Origin of the sequence: Paraburkholderia sp. SIMBA_054 (assembly GCF_046534875.1) — a bacterium.
GTDB classification, from domain to species: Bacteria; Pseudomonadota; Gammaproteobacteria; order Burkholderiales; family Burkholderiaceae; genus Paraburkholderia; species Paraburkholderia hospita.
The window spans coordinates 98050-116409 of record NZ_JAWRXV010000011.1; the positions used below are offsets into that span (position 1 = coordinate 98050).

Annotated in this window: 13 protein-coding genes; 6 read left to right on the forward strand and 7 right to left on the reverse strand. The window is 63.9% G+C overall.

Annotated features, from left to right (window positions below):
• Nucleotides 1–25 precede the first annotated feature (25 nt).
• Nucleotides 26–5311: an AIDA repeat-containing protein gene (locus SB822_RS15750; RefSeq protein ID WP_410855140.1), complete on the reverse strand. Its 5286-nt coding sequence runs from the start codon at nucleotides 5309–5311 to the stop codon at nucleotides 26–28.
• 167 nt (nucleotides 5312–5478) lie between these two features.
• Nucleotides 5479–6771, reverse strand: coding sequence for an autotransporter strand-loop-strand O-heptosyltransferase (locus tag SB822_RS15755; protein WP_410855141.1), 1293 nt, complete (start codon nucleotides 6769–6771; stop codon nucleotides 5479–5481).
• Between SB822_RS15755 and SB822_RS15760 the strand changes: the two genes are divergently transcribed.
• Both SB822_RS15760 and katG read left to right on the forward strand, forming a co-directional pair.
• Entirely contained in the window at nucleotides 6692–7036 is a 345-nt protein-coding gene (locus tag SB822_RS15760) for a hypothetical protein (RefSeq protein WP_410855206.1), read from the forward strand. The genes SB822_RS15755 and SB822_RS15760 overlap by 80 nt on opposite strands.
• A 101-nt stretch (nucleotides 7037–7137) precedes the next feature.
• The gene (gene katG, locus SB822_RS15765; protein ID WP_410855142.1) at nucleotides 7138–9318 is read left to right on the forward strand and encodes a catalase/peroxidase HPI; all 2181 of its coding nucleotides are present in this window, start codon (nucleotides 7138–7140) and stop codon (nucleotides 9316–9318) included.
• 79 nt (nucleotides 9319–9397) lie between these two features.
• On the opposite strand, the gene SB822_RS15770 is transcribed toward katG, so the two are convergent.
• Both SB822_RS15770 and SB822_RS15775 read right to left on the reverse strand, forming a co-directional pair.
• Nucleotides 9398–9859 (reverse strand): RidA family protein, encoded by a 462-nt coding sequence (locus SB822_RS15770; RefSeq protein WP_007730901.1) that lies wholly within the window; start codon nucleotides 9857–9859, stop codon nucleotides 9398–9400.
• 80 nt (nucleotides 9860–9939) lie between these two features.
• A complete protein-coding gene (locus SB822_RS15775) occupies nucleotides 9940–10773 on the reverse strand; it encodes an IclR family transcriptional regulator (protein WP_410855143.1) in 834 nt (277 codons plus the stop codon).
• Between the two features lie 117 nt (nucleotides 10774–10890).
• Here SB822_RS15775 and SB822_RS15780 point away from each other — a divergent pair, with 117 nt between their 5' ends.
• From SB822_RS15780 to SB822_RS15790, 3 genes are all read left to right on the forward strand, one after another.
• Nucleotides 10891–12090: an aminotransferase class V-fold PLP-dependent enzyme gene (locus SB822_RS15780; protein ID WP_410855144.1), complete on the forward strand. Its 1200-nt coding sequence runs from the start codon at nucleotides 10891–10893 to the stop codon at nucleotides 12088–12090.
• A 170-nt stretch (nucleotides 12091–12260) separates the two neighbouring features.
• Nucleotides 12261–13379, forward strand: coding sequence for a porin (locus SB822_RS15785; RefSeq protein ID WP_007579970.1), 1119 nt, complete (start codon nucleotides 12261–12263; stop codon nucleotides 13377–13379).
• Between the two features lie 82 nt (nucleotides 13380–13461).
• On the forward strand, nucleotides 13462–14832 hold the full coding sequence (locus SB822_RS15790; protein WP_007579973.1) for a gluconate:H+ symporter: 1371 nt from the start codon (nucleotides 13462–13464) through the stop codon (nucleotides 14830–14832).
• 196 nt (nucleotides 14833–15028) lie between these two features.
• On the opposite strand, the gene SB822_RS15795 is transcribed toward SB822_RS15790, so the two are convergent.
• The 3 genes from SB822_RS15795 to SB822_RS15805 all read right to left on the reverse strand — a co-directional run bounded on the left by SB822_RS15795 (nucleotide 15029) and on the right by SB822_RS15805 (nucleotide 17037).
• Nucleotides 15029–15718, reverse strand: a complete 690-nt coding sequence (locus SB822_RS15795) for a MotA/TolQ/ExbB proton channel family protein (protein WP_007740081.1) — start codon at nucleotides 15716–15718, stop codon at nucleotides 15029–15031.
• A gap of 175 nt (nucleotides 15719–15893) precedes the next feature.
• The gene (locus SB822_RS15800; RefSeq protein ID WP_007740082.1) at nucleotides 15894–16373 is read right to left on the reverse strand and encodes a hypothetical protein; all 480 of its coding nucleotides are present in this window, start codon (nucleotides 16371–16373) and stop codon (nucleotides 15894–15896) included.
• Nucleotides 16374–16389: 16 nt separating this feature from the next.
• Nucleotides 16390–17037 (reverse strand): nitroreductase, encoded by a 648-nt coding sequence (locus SB822_RS15805; protein WP_410855145.1) that lies wholly within the window; start codon nucleotides 17035–17037, stop codon nucleotides 16390–16392.
• Between the two features lie 321 nt (nucleotides 17038–17358).
• On the opposite strand from SB822_RS15805, the gene SB822_RS15810 reads away from it, so the two are divergent.
• The gene (locus SB822_RS15810) at nucleotides 17359–18306 is read left to right on the forward strand and encodes a ketopantoate reductase family protein (RefSeq protein ID WP_410855146.1); all 948 of its coding nucleotides are present in this window, start codon (nucleotides 17359–17361) and stop codon (nucleotides 18304–18306) included.
• Nucleotides 18307–18360 lie beyond the last annotated feature (54 nt).

The following is an 18360-nucleotide window of genomic DNA, read 5'->3' on the forward strand; positions in this document are numbered from 1 at the left end:
CGAGCCGTTGCGTAGCTTCGCGCGCTCAGAACCGATAACCCACCTGCAGATGCGCCGCCTGCGCGGAAGCATGCCCCGTCGCGATCAGCGCGTCATAGTCGATCGACACGCTCAACGCTTTCGTCGGCTGCATGCCGAGGCTGACGCCCGCCGTCAGCTGATCGCGCGGCAGCGTAGTGCCGGACGCGGCGAACAGCGTGCCGTCCTGCGCGCCAACCGTCACGGTGCGGCCAGTGCCGAGCAACTCGCGCGCATAGCCGACTCGCAGTTCGAGGTTCATCGGCCGTAGCTGATTGCCGAAGTCCTTGTCGAACGAAATCTGCGCATAGGGTTGCAGGCTGCGCACGTTGTCGGTACCGACCGTCAGATCCTGGCCATTCGCGCCGCTTTCGCCGAAGCCGTTGGCGTGCAGATACGAGAAGCGCATGCCGATGCGCGGCGTCACCTTGACGCCGCCAAGCGCGAGCGGCAGCGCCGCCTGCGCAGCCGCCGACGCTTCCTGTCCCACGTGATCCCCTTCGGCCGTGCCTACCGTGCCGAAAGGCCGCTTCTGCGACAGGAAATCGACGCCCGCGCCAACCGTTGCGGAGACATCGACGGGACCTAACGTTCTCGCGCCGTACAGCGCTGCACGCAGCGAGTCCGTTGTGCCGGAGTCGCCCGTGCCGTCCTCGCTGATGTCGTTGTGGTTGTAGCTGCCCGCGACGCCGACCGTGGACGCGCCGACCCGATGATCGAGACCGGCGATGAAGCCATAGTTGCGCGCTTCGAAGCCTGGCGCGCTGCCTGTGCCATGCACCTTTGTCTGCGAGCCGGTCGCGTTCACCCACACCGACTTGCCGACCATCTCGTAGCCCGACAGCGCCACGCGTTCGAGCAGCGCGGCGTTCGTCGCCTGCGCGGACAGTGCGAGCGTAGTGCCGAGCGCGGTGTAGATGCTCGTGTCGGCGGGCGCGACAATCGTTACGCCCGTCGGTGCGCTGTCGGCGGGCGGCTGCTGTCCGAGTCCACTCAGCACCAGATCGACTTCGTTAGCGGCATATTCGACGGATTGCTGCAACGAGCCGAGGTTCGCTCCGCTGGCGAGCATGCTCGATACATTCGTGAAGCGGCCGTTCACGCCCGCGTTTGCGGTCACGATCGCGTATCGGGTGGCCTGATAGGTGCCCGGGTCGTACACGATCCGCAGCCCGCCATTGAGCGTCGCCGCGCCGCCTACGCGCAATTGGGAACCCGAGGTCGGGCTCACCTCGATCGCGAGCGTTGCGCTGCTTGCCTGCGTATAGTTGCCGCCGACTGTCAGCGTGCCGATGGAACCGCCCGGCATCACGACGCCGTTGTTCGTCACGCTGCCCGCGATCGAACCATGCCCGCGCAAGGTGCCCGGCGCATCGACGATGACGTCGCCGCCCAGTCGCGCGCCAGGATTGTCGATATCACCGACGGCGAGCGTGCCCGTCATCACCTCGGTCGCGCCCGTGAACAGATGGCTGTCGCCGTTCAACACGACGGTGCCCGTGCCTTGCTGCTCGATGCGGCCTGCGCCCGTGACATTGCCCATGTAGGTGATTGCGTCGGGCCGGTTGAATACGAGCAGACCGTCGTTGACGGTGTTGCCGACGAGTTCGCCTGCCGCCGTGCCCTGGCCGATCGTCAGCGTGCCGCCCGCTGACACGACGGGATTCGTCAGTGATCCGAACAGATGTTGCGTGCCGCCGCTCAGCACCTGTGTGCCGCTCACGCTCGCGCCGCTCGATACCGTCTGCAGGCCGCCGCTCGCGACGATCGAGCCGTTTGCTGTGCCGCCCGACAGCACGTCCTGCGTGCCGCCCGAGGCCACCATCGTGCCGGATGTCACGCCGCCCGAGCTGACTGTCTGCATGCCACCCGACGCGACCGATGTGCCGTTCGTCACGCCGCCGGAGCCGACCGCCTGCGTGCCGCCCGACGCGACCGATGTGCCGTTCGTGGCGCCGCCCGAGCTGACCGTTTGCGTGCCGCCCGAGGCGACCGACGTGCCGTTCGTCACGCCGCCCGAGCTGACCGTTTGCGTGCCACCCGAGGCAACCGACGTGCCGGACGTGGAGCCACCCGAGCCGACCGTCTGCGTGCCGCCCGAGGCGACTGTCGTGCCGGATGTGATGCCGCCCGAGCTGACCGTCTGCGAGCCGCCGGAGGCCACTGTCGTGCCGCTTGTCTTGCCGCCGCCCGTCACCGACTGCTGGCCGCCGCTGCCGACGGATGTACCGACCGTCGTTCCGCCCGACACGACCTCGCTGCCGCCGCTGCTGACGACGGTGCCGCTCGCCGTGCCGCCCGACGTCACGATGCTAGACCCACCACTGCCGACGGAGGTCCCCGTCGCGACACCGCCCGACGAGACCAATTGCGTGCCGCCGCTGACCTGCGTGCCGCTCACGGCGCCGCCCGCCAGAACCGTCTGCGTGCCGCCGCTGCTCACCACTGTCCCGCGCGTGATGCCGCCCGACGAGACGACCTGCTGTCCGCCACTGCTCACTTGCGTATTGCTCGTCGTGCCGCCCGCGACGTCCTGCGTGCCGCCGGACACGACCTGCGTGCCTTGCGTCGTCCCGCCCGACGATACGATCTCGCGGCCGCCGCTACTGACGACAGTGCCGTTCGTCCTGCCACCCGCGCTGACGATCACATTGCCGCCCGCCACCGCCGTCGTGCCCGACGCGGTGCCGAACACCGTCTGCGAACCGTTGGACGTCACCGTCGTTCCGACCGTCGTGCCGCCCGCTGACACGACTTCGGAGCCGCCCGACGTCACGAAAGATCCGCTCGCCGTGCCGCCCGCCAACACGGTGTCGACACCGCCACTGCCAACCGACGTGTTGATCGCCGTGTTGCCCGCGAGCACCGTCAGCGCGCCGCCGTTTTCGACGATCACGTTCTGCGCGGTGCCTGAAACGATCGTAAATACGCCATTCGCATTGGTGCCGGACACAGTCGCGGACGTATTGGTGACGAGCGCGGCGCCTGCCAGTTGCGTGACGCCGACGGCTGTTCCCCCCGACGACACAGTGAGCTTGCCGCCGCTCGACACAGTGGTCGCCGATGCCGTGCCGTTCGTCAGCACGGTTTGTGCGCCGCCGCTCTTGACGGACGTGTCGATCGTCGTGCCGCCCGCCGACACGATCACGAGCCCGCCGCTGCCGGCCGTGGTCTGCGTCGCCGTGTCGCCCGCCAGCACCGACAGTTGCCCGCCGTTCTCGACGATCACGTTTTGCGCCAGGCCGCTGACGATGCTGAACGCGCCGCTCGCGTTGCTGCCGCTCACGGTCGCCGACGTATCGGTGATGAGCGCTGCGCCCGCGCTCTGCGTGACATTGACGGCCGTCCCGCCGCCCGACACGATCAGCCGGCCGCCGTTGTTCACCGTTGCACCGTCCGCGACGCCGCCCGACGACACGAGCAATTGGCCGCCATTGCTGACGGTCGTGTTGTCCGCCTCGCCGCCGCCTTGCACGGTCGCGCTGCCGCGATTGCCGATTTGCGTGCCGCTCGCCGTCGTGCCGCTGAGTACGCTCAGCGAGCCGCCGCCTTCGAGAAATACGCCTTGCGCGACACCGTTGGAAATCGAGAACGCGTTGGTCGAGCCGTTCGCAGTGTTGGTGCCCGTGACGGTCGCCGACGTATTCGTGATGAGCGCCGCGCCCGATTGCTGCGTGACGTTCGTCGCGGTGCCGCCGGACGACACGGTCAATGTGCCGCCGTTGCCAACCGTGGTGGTCGTAGCCGACGCGCCCGCGACGACCACCGCAGAACCTTGATTGACGATGTGCGTATTGGTTGCCGAATTGCCGGCCAGCACCGTCAACGTGCCGCCGTTTTCCAACAGGATGTTGTTCGCGGCGCCGCTCGAAATCGAAAAGGTGTTGCCGTCGCCGTTGATGCCGCTGACGGTTGCCGAGGTGTCGGTGATAAGCGCCGCGCCGCTCGATTGCACGATTCCCGTCGCGGTCGCGCCGCCGGACACGGCGATCGTGCCGCCGTTGAGTACAGTCGTGTTGCTCGCCGTGCCGCCCGCCGATACTGTTTGCCGTCCGCCGTTGCTGACGGTCGCGCTGGTCGCGACGCCGCCGCTCAGCACGTTCTGCGCGCCGCCGCCGCGAATGCTCGCCCCGCTGTCGGTGCCTTGAACGTTCTCGATGCCGCCTGCGGAGAGCGTCGTCGATACAGCTGTGCCGCCGCTGGAGACCGTCAGCGCGCCGCCGCTCACGACGGCGCTCACGACCGAGCCGCCGCTGCCGACGCTTGCCTGGCCGCCGTTGTTGACGGACGTCGCACTCGCGACGCCACCGGACGACACGATCAACCGGCCACCCGCGCCGACCGTCGCTGACGTGTCGATGCCCGCGACGTTTTCGATGCCGCCCGCGTTGATCGTCGTGCCTGTCGCAGTGCCGCCCGCCGAAACGGTGAGCGTGCCGCCGCTGAGGATGGTGCCGACCGCCGACCCGCCGCTGCTAACGATGCTCTGGCCGCCCACCACGGTCGTCGCGCTCGCTGTGCCGCCCGACAACACGGTCTGCGACGCGCCGCTGCTGATGGTGGCCGACAGGTCCGTGCCCATGACCGAGTCGATACCACCCGACGAGACCGTCGTGCGCGTCGCGCTGCCGCCTGCGGACACGATGATCTGCCCGCCGGCGCTGACCGTCGTTCCGCGTACGACGCCACCCGACGACACGGTCACTGTGCCCAGGCTGCGTACCGTCGTGCCGCTCGCAATACCGCCGCCCGCGACGATCTGCACGGACGAACCGCTCACGATCGTGCCACTTGCCAGGCCACCGGATGAAACGACTTCAGACGCTCCGCCGAGCAGCGTCGTGCCGCTCGTCGTACCGCCCGCATCGACGACGTCGGCGCCGCCGCTGATAGTCGCGCCACGTGCTACGCCGCCCGACGACACGTGCATGAGTCCGCCCGTAGCGACACTCGTGCTCTGCGCCACGCCGCCCGACAAGACGGCCTGCGTGCCGCCGTTGCCGACGCTCGTGTTGCTGGTGACGCCGCCGGACAGTACGTTCTGCAAGCCGCCCAGCGTGACGCTATCGTTGACCGTCTTGCCGAGCACGTTCTCCGTGCCGCCGATCGTCGCGCCCGTTTCGGTGTCACCCGCGGCGACCGTCGTCTGGGCGAGTGCGCCTTGTGCGAGCCACGGCTGGATCGTCAGCGCCGCGAGCAGCATGCCGAGCAGGCGCGAACATCGGCGATAGCGTCGGCCGAAAGCGCGCACGACGTGCACAGCGTGCACGCGACGCCACGTCATTCTTGTCATTGTGTTCCCCGAATTTCCCTGTATTCACTACTGCACTTCTTTTGTTGTTTGTCGTGCTACGGGTACTGCGTGCTGCTTTTTAGTTCTGTATTGGGTGCTTCTGATACTTCTGGTGCTTCGCCCTCAGTTTTTCGCTGTGGGAATCTCATGCATCGAGGTGACGAAGTTCAGGCAGCTGCCACTGCCTGTGCATTGAACGCCGGAATCCGGCTGATCGTGTTTTTGACCTGTTCGGCCGTAATGAGCCGCGTGCATTCGAATTGCCGCGATGTGCCCGCGTGACGCGGACACCACATGAAATCCTGATGATCGAACTGCACGCGCACATCGTTCCAGCAGCTGTTGCACGTGTGATAGTTGATGACGCGGTACGGCGTGTCGAATTCGTTGGTGGGATGTGTGAAGCCGCTGATCATCACGACAGGCGTGTTCATCGTCCATGCAAGCCATGACAGGCCGCTGCTCAAGCCAACGAAAAACTCAGCATGCTTTAGCCAGCGCGCGCGTTCGGCAAGCGGTTGCTCGCCGGTGAAATCCTCGCAGCCGTGGGGCAGGTGATTCCATACGACGCCGTTACCGTGCGTCGCTTTCTGATCGATGCAGATCACGCGGTAGCCACGCTGCTTGAGAAATTGCACGATCTCGCGCCAGCCGGTGGGGTTGTTCCAGTACTTGCATTGCGTGGTGCTTTGGGTCGCGATGCAGACGTACTTCTCGGGAATCGGGCGGCTCGCGTCGGGCAATGTGATCCTCGGACGCTCCTCTTGCGGATCGACGCCGAGAATGTAAGCGGCCGTACGATGCAGGCCGACCAGCCTGAAATCGCAGGGCTGATGCACATTCGCTTCGTCGGTGAAGAAGAGGCCGATGTTGTAGGTCGCGTAGTAGTCGTCGGGATTGACGGCGTCGGGCGTGACGAAGGTGATCGACGGGTAGGCGTCCCTGAACAGTGCGATCAGCGCTTCGCCCATCACACACGTCAACCGGCAGCGATGCTGCCGCTCGAACTTCGCGACATAAGGAAACCAGCCCAGCGTGTCGCCAAGCGTGCCGACGGGTAGATGCACGAGCACGTTGCGATCGGTCAGATCGAGTCGATGCCGGAACACTTCCTTGCCTTGCGACCAGACTTCGATTTCGAACGGCACGTAGTACTTCTTGCTGCTGGCGACCGCGCCCGCCACGAGTTGCGTTTCGAACAGGGGATTCGCGGTTGCGGTGTCACGCAGCAGCACGCGCCATTCGCCGTCGCCCGCGGGGAGCGTGACGCGGCAGCCATCGTTGAAATCGAAGCGGATGCCGGCGGGCCCTTGCTGGGTCGGCACGGCCGTTGGTCTTTGAACGGGCTGGCCGCTCGAAGGCGTTGCTTGAGGGGCGGCCGTGTCGTTGTTCTTCGAGTTGGTTTGCGCGCTATCGGCGCTCTCTGTCACCGTGCATGACTGCGTCACTGCTGTCGACATATTCGAAATGAAAGTTAAACAACACGGGAACCCCAGCTATCCGGTCAAGAGCGCGCGTGCGCTTTATTCCAGATGTCGTGAAGCGGAAGAGGCGGGCCATGCACGATTGCCCAAATACTGGAAAAAACCTTTGCCGCTGCCGCTGCTGGTCGTGAAGTGTTCTGGCTTCACGATCTTTTTATTGACCGCGGTGATATCGGCAGGTGAGCCTGAAAACTTTAATTGCGGTTTGTCAGTGTGCAATCGGTGCAATGAGGGCTTATGAATTCTCTTTTCGTGCAATTTGGAAGCGCACGCATGTTTTGAGAAATCGGCGCAAGGGCATTGCTCTTAAGCTCGGCGATGCCCGAGCAAAGGAGTGGTGACATGTCGATTGAAAAGAAGTGTCCGTTCGACCATACCGCCGGAAGCGGTACGTCGAACCATGACTGGTGGCCCGATCAGCTGAACCTGAAGATCCTTCACCAGCACTCGTCCTTGTCCGATCCGATGGACAAGCGCTTTAACTACGCAGAAGCATTCAAGAGCCTCGACCTCGAAGCAGTCAAGCGGGACTTGCGCGCGTTGATGACTGTGTCGCAGGACTGGTGGCCAGCTGACTTCGGTCACTACGGACCGCTGTTCGTACGCATGGCGTGGCACAGCGCGGGCACTTACCGCACGGGCGATGGCCGTGGCGGCGCGGGCTCGGGGCAGCAGCGCTTCGCGCCGCTCAACAGCTGGCCGGATAACGTCAATCTCGACAAGGCGCGCAGGCTGATCTGGCCGATCAAGCAGAAATATGGCCACAAGATATCGTGGGCCGATCTGATCGTCTTGACGGGCACGGTCGCGCTGGAGTCGATGGGGTTCAAGATCATCGGATTCGCGGGCGGCCGCGAGGATGCATGGGAACCGGACGAAGACATCTATTGGGGCTCCGAGCGCACGTGGCTGGGCGACGAGCGATACTCCGGCGACCGTCAACTCGAAGCGCCGCTCGCCGCCGTGCAGATGGGCCTGATCTACGTGAATCCCGAAGGGCCGAACGGCAATCCCGATCCTGCTGCGGCCGTGAGAGACATTCGCGAGACGTTTTCGCGCATGGCGATGAACGACGAAGAGACGGTCGCGCTGATCGCGGGCGGGCATACGACGGGCAAGACGCACGGCGCCGGTCCGTCGTCCGATCTCGGGCGCGAGCCGGAAGCCGCGGGTCTCGAAGAGCAGGGACTCGGCTGGAAGAATCGCTACGGCACGGGCAAGGGCGACGACACGACGACGAGCGGACTCGAAGTCATCTGGACAACGACGCCGACGCAGTGGAGCAGCAACTTCTTCGAGAACCTGTTCGGCTACGAGTGGGAACTGACGAAGAGTCCCGCTGGCGCACATCAGTGGACGCCGAAGGGCGGCGCGGGCGCGGGCACCGTTCCCGATCCGCACGATCCGTCGAAGCGCCGCTCGCCGTCGCTGCTGACCACGGATCTCGCGCTGCGCTTCGATACGAACTACGAGAAGATCTCGCGCCGCTTCTACGACAATCCCGACGAGTTCGCCGATGCATTCGCGCGCGCGTGGTTCAAGCTGACGCACCGTGACATGGGGCCGCGCTCGCGCTATCTCGGCGCTGATGTGCCGAAAGAAACGTTCCTCTGGCAAGACCCCGTGCCTGCCGTCGATCATCCGCTCATCGATGGACACGATATCGATGCGCTCAAAGAGCGGATTCTGGCGACGGGGCTGAGCGTTTCACAGCTCGTGTCGACCGCATGGGCGTCGGCATCGACGTTTCGCGGCTCCGACAAGCGCGGTGGCGCGAACGGTGCGCGCATCCGGCTCGCGCCGCAAAACGGGTGGGAGGTGAATCAGCCGGCGCAGTTGTCGGAGGTGTTGGAGACGCTCGAATCCGTGCAACAGGCATTCAACGACGACCGATCGGACGGGAAGAAAGTGTCCCTCGCCGACCTGATCGTACTGGCCGGTTGCGTGGGCGTCGAACAGGCGGCAAGCAACGCGGGGCATGACGTGAGCGTGCCGTTCACGCCGGGACGCACCGACGCCAGCCAGGCTGAAACCGATGCACACTCGTTCGCAGTGCTCGAACCGCTCGCGGACGGCTTCCGGAATTATCTGCAGCGGCCATGCTCCGTTTCGGCTGAAGCGTTGCTGATCGACAAGGCGCAATTGCTGAAACTCACTGCGCCCGAAATGACAGTGCTAGTGGGCGGCATGCGCGTGCTCGATGCAAACGCGGGACACTCGCCGCATGGGGTCTTCACGAACCGGTCACAATCGCTGACCAACGACTTTTTCGTAAATCTGCTGGACATGGGCACCGAGTGGAAGCCAGTGACCGAGGCCGGCGACGTGTTTGGCGGACATGATCGCGTGACGGGCGAACTCAAATGGACGGGCACACGCGTCGATCTGATTTTCGGCTCGCATGCGCAGCTCAGGGCGTTGGCCGAAGTCTATGGAAGCACGGATTCGCAGGAGAAGTTCGTGCATGACTTCGTTGCGGCCTGGAACAAGGTGATGAACCTGGATCGCTTCGATATCGCGTGATGCTTCGGGGCGAGTATTGAACTTGCCTGAATCGAAGGCAAAGGCGGCCGGTCGAAAGAGACTGGCCGCTTTTTTATTGTCAGTCGCGCACGGCGACGATGGCCTCGATTTCGACCGTGATGTTGTTCGGCAGCGAGCCCACGCCGACAGCCGAACGCGAGTGACGGCCGGCATCGCCGAATACCTCGACGAACAGGTCCGAGCAACCGTTTATCACGCGTGGATGCTCGGCAAATTCGGACGTTGCGTTGACCATACCCAGCAGCTTGATCACGCGCCGTACACGCTGCAGATCGCCCAGTTCCGCATGCAACACGGCGAGCAGGTTCAGGCCGACGAGCTGCGCGTGCCGATAGGCTTCATCGGCCGTGACCGTTGCGCCGACTTTGCCTGTCATCAGCTTGCCGGTTTCGTCGAGCGGTCCCTGGCCGGACAGAAACAGCAGGCCGCCCTCGCGCGTGCAGTGCATGAAGTTGCCGATGGGCGTCGGCACAGTGGGAAGCGTCAGGCCGCGCGCGCGCAGCCGCTCATAGCAGTTCATCGGCAAGTCGAAAGCGAAAGAGTTCTTGAGGGAAGTTCAACGTGTCGTGCGTCGCTGTGCTGTCGGCAACAGCGTCGAGGTCAGCGCCAGCCAAGGCGGGTTTCGATGCGAGCCGCGACGCTCTGCACGGCCTGCGCGTAACGTTCGGTGCCTTGCTCCGCTTTCGCCTCGGGCATCACGATCGAAATGGTGAAGACGCATGCGCCCGAACGGTTCATCACGGGCGCTGCGAGGCACGCCACGGAGGCATCCGATTCGCCGATCTGGATCGACAGCCGCTCGTCGAGCGCTTGCCGTGCGTTGCGCGCGAGCACATCGGGGCGCGTTTCGGCGCGGCCAGTGGGCGAGGGCTGCGCGTATTGCCTGAAGAACGCCGTGCATTCGGCGGCGGGCAGATGTCCCGCGAGCAGTCGCCCGGACGCCGTCCAGTTCACCGGAACGCGGCTGCCGACGCGCGAGGTCACGCGGAAATGGCCTGGACCCTCGGCCATCTGCAGCACGACCATCATGCCTTCTTCAAGACCGCAAACCTGCACCGTCTCTTCGACTTCCGCCGACAGCCGCTGCATTTCCTCGTTGGCCACGGCGAGGTAGTCCAGTGAGCTCGCATACGCGAGTCCGTAACCATAGAGCCGCGAGCCGAGCCAGATTGCACCGTCGGCCGCGCGCGACAACAGGTTCTTCTCGACCATGTCGTTGATGATCGAGTAGACCGTCGACAGCGGCGCGTTCACGCGATGCGCGATTTCATATGCGGTGGCCGGTTTGCCGGCGTCCTGCAGCGCGTCGAGAATCTGCACCGCGCGATCGAGCGCGCTGGTGCGCGTGCGAGGCGCGGCAGCTTCGGCAGCGGGGCTCGCGTCGACGCGGGCCGGCGTTTGAGCAGCCGCGGTGGAACGGGGCGGTCGTGCCATGTAGTCCTCGGATAGGGATGTTTTTGTCCAGTTGACGCAAGGACATTGTATGTTAGACTCATCCACAATTACAACATATATTCCTTAATTAAGGAATGATGCTTCGGAGGCGCTGGAATGGACATCCGCTCTCGATTAGGCTTACGCCCCGTCATCAACGTCTCGGGAACGATGACGGGCCTGGGCGCGTCCAGCGTCGGCGCAGCCGTGATCGACAGCGTCGCGGAGATCCTGCCGCAGTTCGTCGAAATCGACGATCTGCAGCGCAAGGCCTCGGCCGCGATCGCGCAGGCGTGCGGCAGCGAAAGCGGTTACGTGACGGCGTCGTGCTCGGCGGCCATCACGTTGAGCATCGCCGCCACCATGACAGGCGATGACCTCGGCCTGATCGAACGTTTGCCGGACACGACTGGACTGCGCAACGAAGTCGTCGTGCAGACAGGCCACCTCGTCAATTATGGCGCACCCGTCGACCAGGCCATCCGGCTTGCGGGCGCACGCGTCGTGCCCGTCGGCGCGGCGACGGAAGCGCATGACTATCAACTGGCATCGGCAATCGGCGAGCGCACTGCGGCCGCATTGTATGTCGTCTCGCATCACACCGTGCAATACGGCATGATCCCGCTCGAAGCATTCATCGAAGTCGCGCATGCGAAGGGCGTGCCCGTGATCGTCGATGCCGCGTCCGAGTATGACCTCACACGCTTCATCGCGGCGGGCGCCGACCTCGTGCTGTATTCGGCGCACAAGTTTCTGGGCGGGCCGACGGCGGGCATCGTCGCGGGGTCGAAGGCGCTGGTGCGCGCCGCGTATTTCCAGAACGGCGGCATTGGGCGCGGGATGAAGGTCGGCAAGGAAGGCATCGTCGGCGCCATCGCGGCGCTGGAGCAATGGCGCACCCGCGATCACGCTGCCATGCGCGCAACGGAGCGCAGCGCCCTGACGCTGTGGCGCGAAACGCTGAACCGTCAGACGGGCGTATGGGCGGAAATCGAGGCCGATCCGACCGGCAATCCGCTCGACCGCCTGAAGCTTCATATCGATCCGAATCAGGCGCGTATCACCGCATGGGATCTCGCCGACGCGCTGGCGCGTCCGCAAGGCGACGACGCGCCCGTGATCGTGCGCGACCACGAAGCCGAACTGAATTTCTTTTACCTCGATCCATGCAACCTGCACGCGGGTGAAGAACAGGTCGTGCTCGCGCGGATCGTGGCCGAGCTTGAACGGGCGCTGGCGTCGCCCGAACCGATTGTCACGCCGTTTCACAAACGCGACGCGCGCCGGATTGCGGCGCGTCGCGCATGGCCGGATTGAACGAAACAAATAAACCGGCCGCACCGAACTGATTCACCGCCAGTTTCAACGGTCATATTGGCCGATGCACCTTGTTCAAGGTGCTGCTTTGTCACGTCTGTTTAGGATACCTGAAGTCATTGGAGCAGCCATCAATCCATTGGCTTTTACTTCAACCAGAGGAAACCACGATGTATAAGAAGAAGATCGCCCGCTCAGCCATTGCTGTCGCTGTTGCCGGACTTGGCATGCAAGCGGCCCACGCGCAGAGCAGCGTCACGTTGTATGGCATCGTCGATGCGGGCTTTACGTACACGAACAACCAGAAGGGCGAGCACAACATCCAGGCGACGCAGGGCAACGTGCAGGGCTCGCGCTGGGGCCTGCTCGGCAGCGAAGATCTGGGCGGCGGCAACAAGGTGCTGTTCCGCCTTGAAAACGGCTTCAGCCTGGAGACGGGCGCGTTGGGCCAGGGCGGCCGTTTGTTCGGCCGCAGCGCATGGGTTGCGCTGCAAAACAGCAAGGCGGGCACGATTACGCTCGGCCGCCAGTACAACAGCGTGCAGGACTATCTGTCGAATCTGCAGGCCAACGGCGTCGGCGCGTTGAGCCAGTATGGAAACGCGATCTACGACAACGACGACCTGAACAACACGTACCGCACCAGCAACGCAGTGAAGTACACGACGCCGACCATCGCCGGCTTCACCGCGAATGCCATGTACGCGTTCTCGAACACGGCGGGCGACTTCGCGAACAACCGCGCATGGAGCGTTGGCGCCGACTACGTGAACGGCCCGCTGCGCCTCGACGCGGCGTACTCGCTCACCAACCAGCCGGCGACCAATACGACGGGCGCCGCACCGTCCGACAACTACTACAGCACGAGCACGTCGATCATCAGCAACGTGAAGCGCAACCAGGTGTGGGGCGCGGGCGGTGCGTACACGATCGGGCCGGCCACGCTCGCGCTGCTGTACACGAACTCGCACTTCGACATCATCGCGGGCGGCAGCCTGCACTTCCAGAACTACGAAGCGATGCTGAAGTACCAGGCGACGCCCGCAACGCTCGTCACGCTCGGCTACATCTACACGCTGCAGAACAGCACGGCGGCGTCGGCGAAAAACGCGCACTACAACCAGGTCGCACTGGGCGGCGAGTACTTCCTGTCGAAGACGACCGACCTGTACCTGAACGGCATCTATCAGCGCGCGTCGGGCGCGAATGCGTGGGTTGAAGGCATTTCGAATCCGTCGAGCAATCAAGGCCAGTTCGTGACCGTGGCAGGCATCCGCCACAAGTTCTAAAGCACGGCATGGCAACAGGCACGAAAGCGCGCCATCGCAGCGTGCCGTGTCCTGTTGCCGATCACCTATATCAGGAGCAAACATGGCGACCGTCACCGGCAGTCTGCTACTCGTCTACGCATTGATCGCGATCGTCGCACTCGTCGTGCTGATCGCGCGCTTCAAACTGAATCCGTTCATCACGCTGATGGTGGTGTCCGTCGCGCTCGCGCTGGCCGTCGGCATGCCGATGACGTCGATTCTCAAGTCGTTCGAAACCGGGGTCGGCGGCACGCTCGGCCATATCGCGATCGTCGTCGGGCTCGGCACGATGCTTGGCAAGATGATGGCCGAGTCGGGCGGTGCCGAGCGCATCGCGCGCACGCTGATCGATCTGTTCGGGCCGAAGAACGTGCACTGGGCGATGATGTGTATCGCATTCCTGGTCGGCCTGCCCGTGTTCTTCGAAGTGGGCTTCGTGCTGCTGATCCCGATTGCGTTCAACGTTGCGCAACGCACAGGCACGTCGATGATTCGCGTCGGCATTCCGATGGTCGCGGGTCTGTCCGTCGTGCACGGCCTGATTCCGCCGCACCCGGCCGCGCTGCTGGCCGTTACCGCGTATGGCGCGGATATCGGCCACACGATTTTCTACGCGCTGATCGTCGGCATTCCGACGGCGGCCCTTGCCGGTCCGCTGTTTTCAAAACTGATTGAGCGCTTCGTGGTGCTGGAAGGCGTGAATCCGATGGCGCAGCAGTTCATCGAGCAGGATGCGAGGCGCGCCAATCAGGCCTTGCCGGGCTTCGGCATCACGCTGTTGACGGTGCTGTTGCCGGTGTTGCTGATGCTGGTCGGAAGCTGGGCCGATCTGATCGTGCCCGCGAAGACCACGGCCAACGACGTGCTGCATCTGATCGGCCACCCCGACATGGCGCTGCTGCTTGCCGTGCTGCTGAGCTTCTATACGTTCGGCACGACGCGCGGCTTCGGACGCGAGCAGATCCTGAAGTTCACCAACGAGTGTCTTGCGCCGACCGCGAGCATCACGCTGGTAGTGGGCGCGGGTGCAGGCTTCGGGCGCATTCTGATCGACAGCGGCGCGTCGAAGGCGATCGTCGATGTCGCGACGGGCGCGCATGTGCCGCTGCTGATCCTCGCATGGCTGGTGGCAGCGCTGATCCGCGTCGCAACGGGTTCGGCGACGGTCGCGATGGCGACGGCAGCGGGCATCATCGCGCCGATCGCGGCAGCGGCGGCATCGACGGCGACGGGCGTGCGCCCCGAGTTGCTGGTGCTGGCAACGGGCGCGGGCTCGCTGATTCTGTCGCACGTCAACGACGGCGGCTTCTGGCTCGTGAAAGAGTACTTCGGCATGAGCGTGCCGCAGACCTTCAAGACGTGGACGGTTTGCGAAACGATCATCTCCGTCACGGCGTTGCTGCTGACGTTGGGCGTCGCCGCTGTGGTGTGAGTTTCGCCGGGTGACGGCAGTCATCCGGATGCCATGAGCCGCCAGGGCTGGCGAGCGCATGCTTGCCAGCCTCAGATCGACAATCTCCTTCGTGCTTCCTCTCACGCTTCGCTGACTTTTGCGCTGTCGCGCACGCCGAAGCGGCCCAGCGCGCCATGCCAGGGACAGGAAGCCTTGTAAATAGGGTTCGCGCCCTTCACGCCGCAGGCCGCGCGCCCGTCACGAAGTACGCGTGAATGCCATGTGCGAAGCGGTTGAGCTGGGTTGCAAGCCCATGATTGGCCCGCGTCAGCGCGTTGTAGCCGAGCACGGCGGGAATCGCGACGAACAGCCCGAACGCCGTCATGATCAGCGACTCGCCCACGGGACCCGCGACGTGATCGATACTCGCCTGTCCCGTATGTCCGATGACGATCAGCGCATGATAAATGCCCCACACCGTGCCGAACAGGCCGACGAACGGCGCCGTGCTGCCGATCGACGCGAGTATCGTCAGACCCGCCTGCAGATGCGTGATGATGTCGTCCATCGTGTCTTTCAGGCAGCGTGTGACCCAGTCGGAGATGTCCATCGAATGTTGCAGATTCGACTGCGTGACCTGGTGATGTTCGACGGCTTCCTTGCCCGACAGCGCCAGCGCGAGCAGCACATTGCCTGAGTACGGCGAATCGTCGATACCGAGCTGGTGCAAGCCCGCTTCGAGGTTGCCGGCGTGCCAGAACGCGCGTTCCGTCGCGCGCGCGATCCGTCTGAGCCGCATCACGTTCCAGAGCTTGAGCACGATGACGGTCCACGAGAGCAACGACATCAGCAACAACGCGACGAGAATGGCGCGGGTCACGAAATCGCCTTGCTGCCAGACGTTTTCCAAGCCGTAGTGCTGCATGCCTGTTCTCCGTGATTGCGCTGTTGCGGGCTATATCGTAGCGCGAAGGACGCGAGTATTCAGCGCAGGCGCTGTGAGGTTCGATGGTTGCGGTCGTCGACAGGCAGGCGGGGACGCAATGGAGGAAAGGCCGGCGTTATTCAGCCAGCGTGCAGAGGAAGACCCGCTGCGCGCATCAATGCATGTAAGCGACGCGCCTCGGTCGCGAGCGGACCATGATGCCCGCATTCAACAGATTCAGCGCGAACCAGCGCATGACTTTGAGCGTGTGTCCGACGGACGCGGACGGAAGCCATTGATTCAGCAGATCGGTTGCAGCGGAGGAATCCGTCGATTGCAGATAAGCCAGCGTCTGCAGCAGCGACGCCTCGTCGCTGGCGATGTCCGACGCGCAGCGGCAACGCGTATCCAGCGGCCGATGAGAAGCGTGCAGCAGTGCGTGCATCATCATGTCGAAGCAGTCGATGCCCGCGAGCGCCAGCCCCGCGTCGCCGAGCACGTCGCGCCAGTGTTGCCCCTGGCGCACAGCGTCGCAGCGCGGCCGGAACCACGTGCGAACGGCGTTCAATACCAGTTGCTCGCTCGCATCGGGATAGTGCGAGAGGGCGTCCTCGCTGAGCGAAGCTTCACGCAAGGCAAAGGCCGGATAGTTCATCGTATCCTCGACAGAATCATGGCTGCGCGGATCGGGCGCGGGCAGCGTCACACTGAATGGGTTGCCATTCGCGGACGTAGGCATCGCTGGAAGGCCGGCGCGTCAGTTGTCCTTCCTTCTCCTTCTGCGGCGTCCCGACGAACAGAAAGCCAAGCAGACGTTCGGACGCGTCGAGTCCAAGCGCGCGATGCATGGCCGGCTCATAGGTATCGATTCCCGTCGCCCAGAAGCCGCCGTAGCCGTACAGATGAATGGCATTGAGCATGTTCATCGCGGCGGCTCCGACGCACAGGAGTTGCTCCAGTTCCGGCACCGACGAAGACCGATCGACAGCAACTACAAGCGCGATGATCAGCGGCGCCGCCATCGCGCGCTGCCGACGATGCTCGTGCGCGCTGCGAGGCTCGTCCGGTGCGCGTGCGGCGGCGAGATCGACCAGTACGTCGCCGAATGCGTGGCGCGCTTCATCTCGGATGGTGATGAATCGCCACGGACGCAGACGGCCGTGATCCGGCGCGCGCATCGCGGCATCGAAGATGTGTTGCAGTTGCTGTTGGGTGGGTGCGGGTGCCGATAGCGGCCAGTGCGATCGGCGCGACAGCAGCAGGTCGATCGCGGTTTGCGCTGTGTGATCGGCGCGGTCTGCTATCAGGGTTGAGGTCATGTGGCGGGTTCGTTGGTGCAGTGTCTTCGATAGGCACATGATGCTACGGTTTCAGTCTAAATGCAAACGATTCTCATTTAGAAAATGTGTTCGGGCAAAAGCCACGGATACATTTCGACACCTCGACGAAATATGGAAGACAAGTTCTGCCCTTCTAATGGCATCGAGCGCGGGAAATGCGCTGCTACGTCGAAGCCACCGATGCACGCGCCGGCACAGGGAATAGCCGACGCGGCAAGGTGTTATCGATAGATAGCGTCCCTTGATGGTTCGGCACATCAGGCGCGCGTTGACCGACGGTTTCGAAAGTTAGAGGGCTAAATGAAAGTTGCAGTGATGGGCGCTGGGGCAGTGGGCTGTTTCTATGGCGGTATGCTTGCCAGAGCCGGGCATGAAGTGACGTTGATCGGAAGGCAGAATCATGTTTCAGCCATCAGGCGAGACGGACTGCGGCTCGAGTCGCTCGCTTTCGATGAGTTCATCGAGATCGCGGCGTGCACGGATGCTTCGGGCGTGGCAGGCGCAGACGCAATCCTGCTTTGCGTGAAGTCGCCCGATACGGAAGCCGCAGTGGATGCGATGAAGCCGTACCTCTCGGAGTCTGCCGTTATCGTCACACTGCAAAACGGCGTCGATAACGCTGAAAGGGTACGTGCCCTTGTCGAGCGCGAAGTATTGGCTGCCGTGGTCTACGTCGGAAGCGAGATGGGCGGACCCGGCCACGTCCGGCACCACGGAAGAGGCGAACTGATCATCGAGCCAGGCACGTCCAGCGAGCGTGTGGCTCGAATCCTGAATGACGCAGGGGTATCGACTTCGGTATCAGCGAATGTACGCGGTGCGCTTTGGGAAAAGCTGGTGTTGAACTGTGCATACAACGCGATCTCGGCGCTTGTTCAATTGCCTTTCGGCGAGCTTTGTCAGCGCGGCGGGACGGCCGTGAACAGGGCAATGCGCGATATCGTGGCGGAATGCATCGCGGTGGCGAGCGCGGACGGTGTGAACATCTCCAGGGACGTCGACGACGCGGTAGCAAGGATCATGGCGACGATTCCTGCGGGGCAATATTCATCGACTGCCCATGACGTGGCAACGCACCGGCCCAGCGAAATCGACCATCTGAATGGACATATTGTGGGCCGCGGCGCAGCGCTCGGCATCGCCACACCCGTCAATCATCTTTTGATGATGATGGTTCGGGTCCTCGACAATCAGCGGGCTGATAAACCTTCGTTGAAAGCGGCTTCGGCAGATGGGGTGCTGATTTGATGCTGGCATGTCCAGGCAGCCAACCGATGCCGCGAAGCGACACCCGTCCGTAAC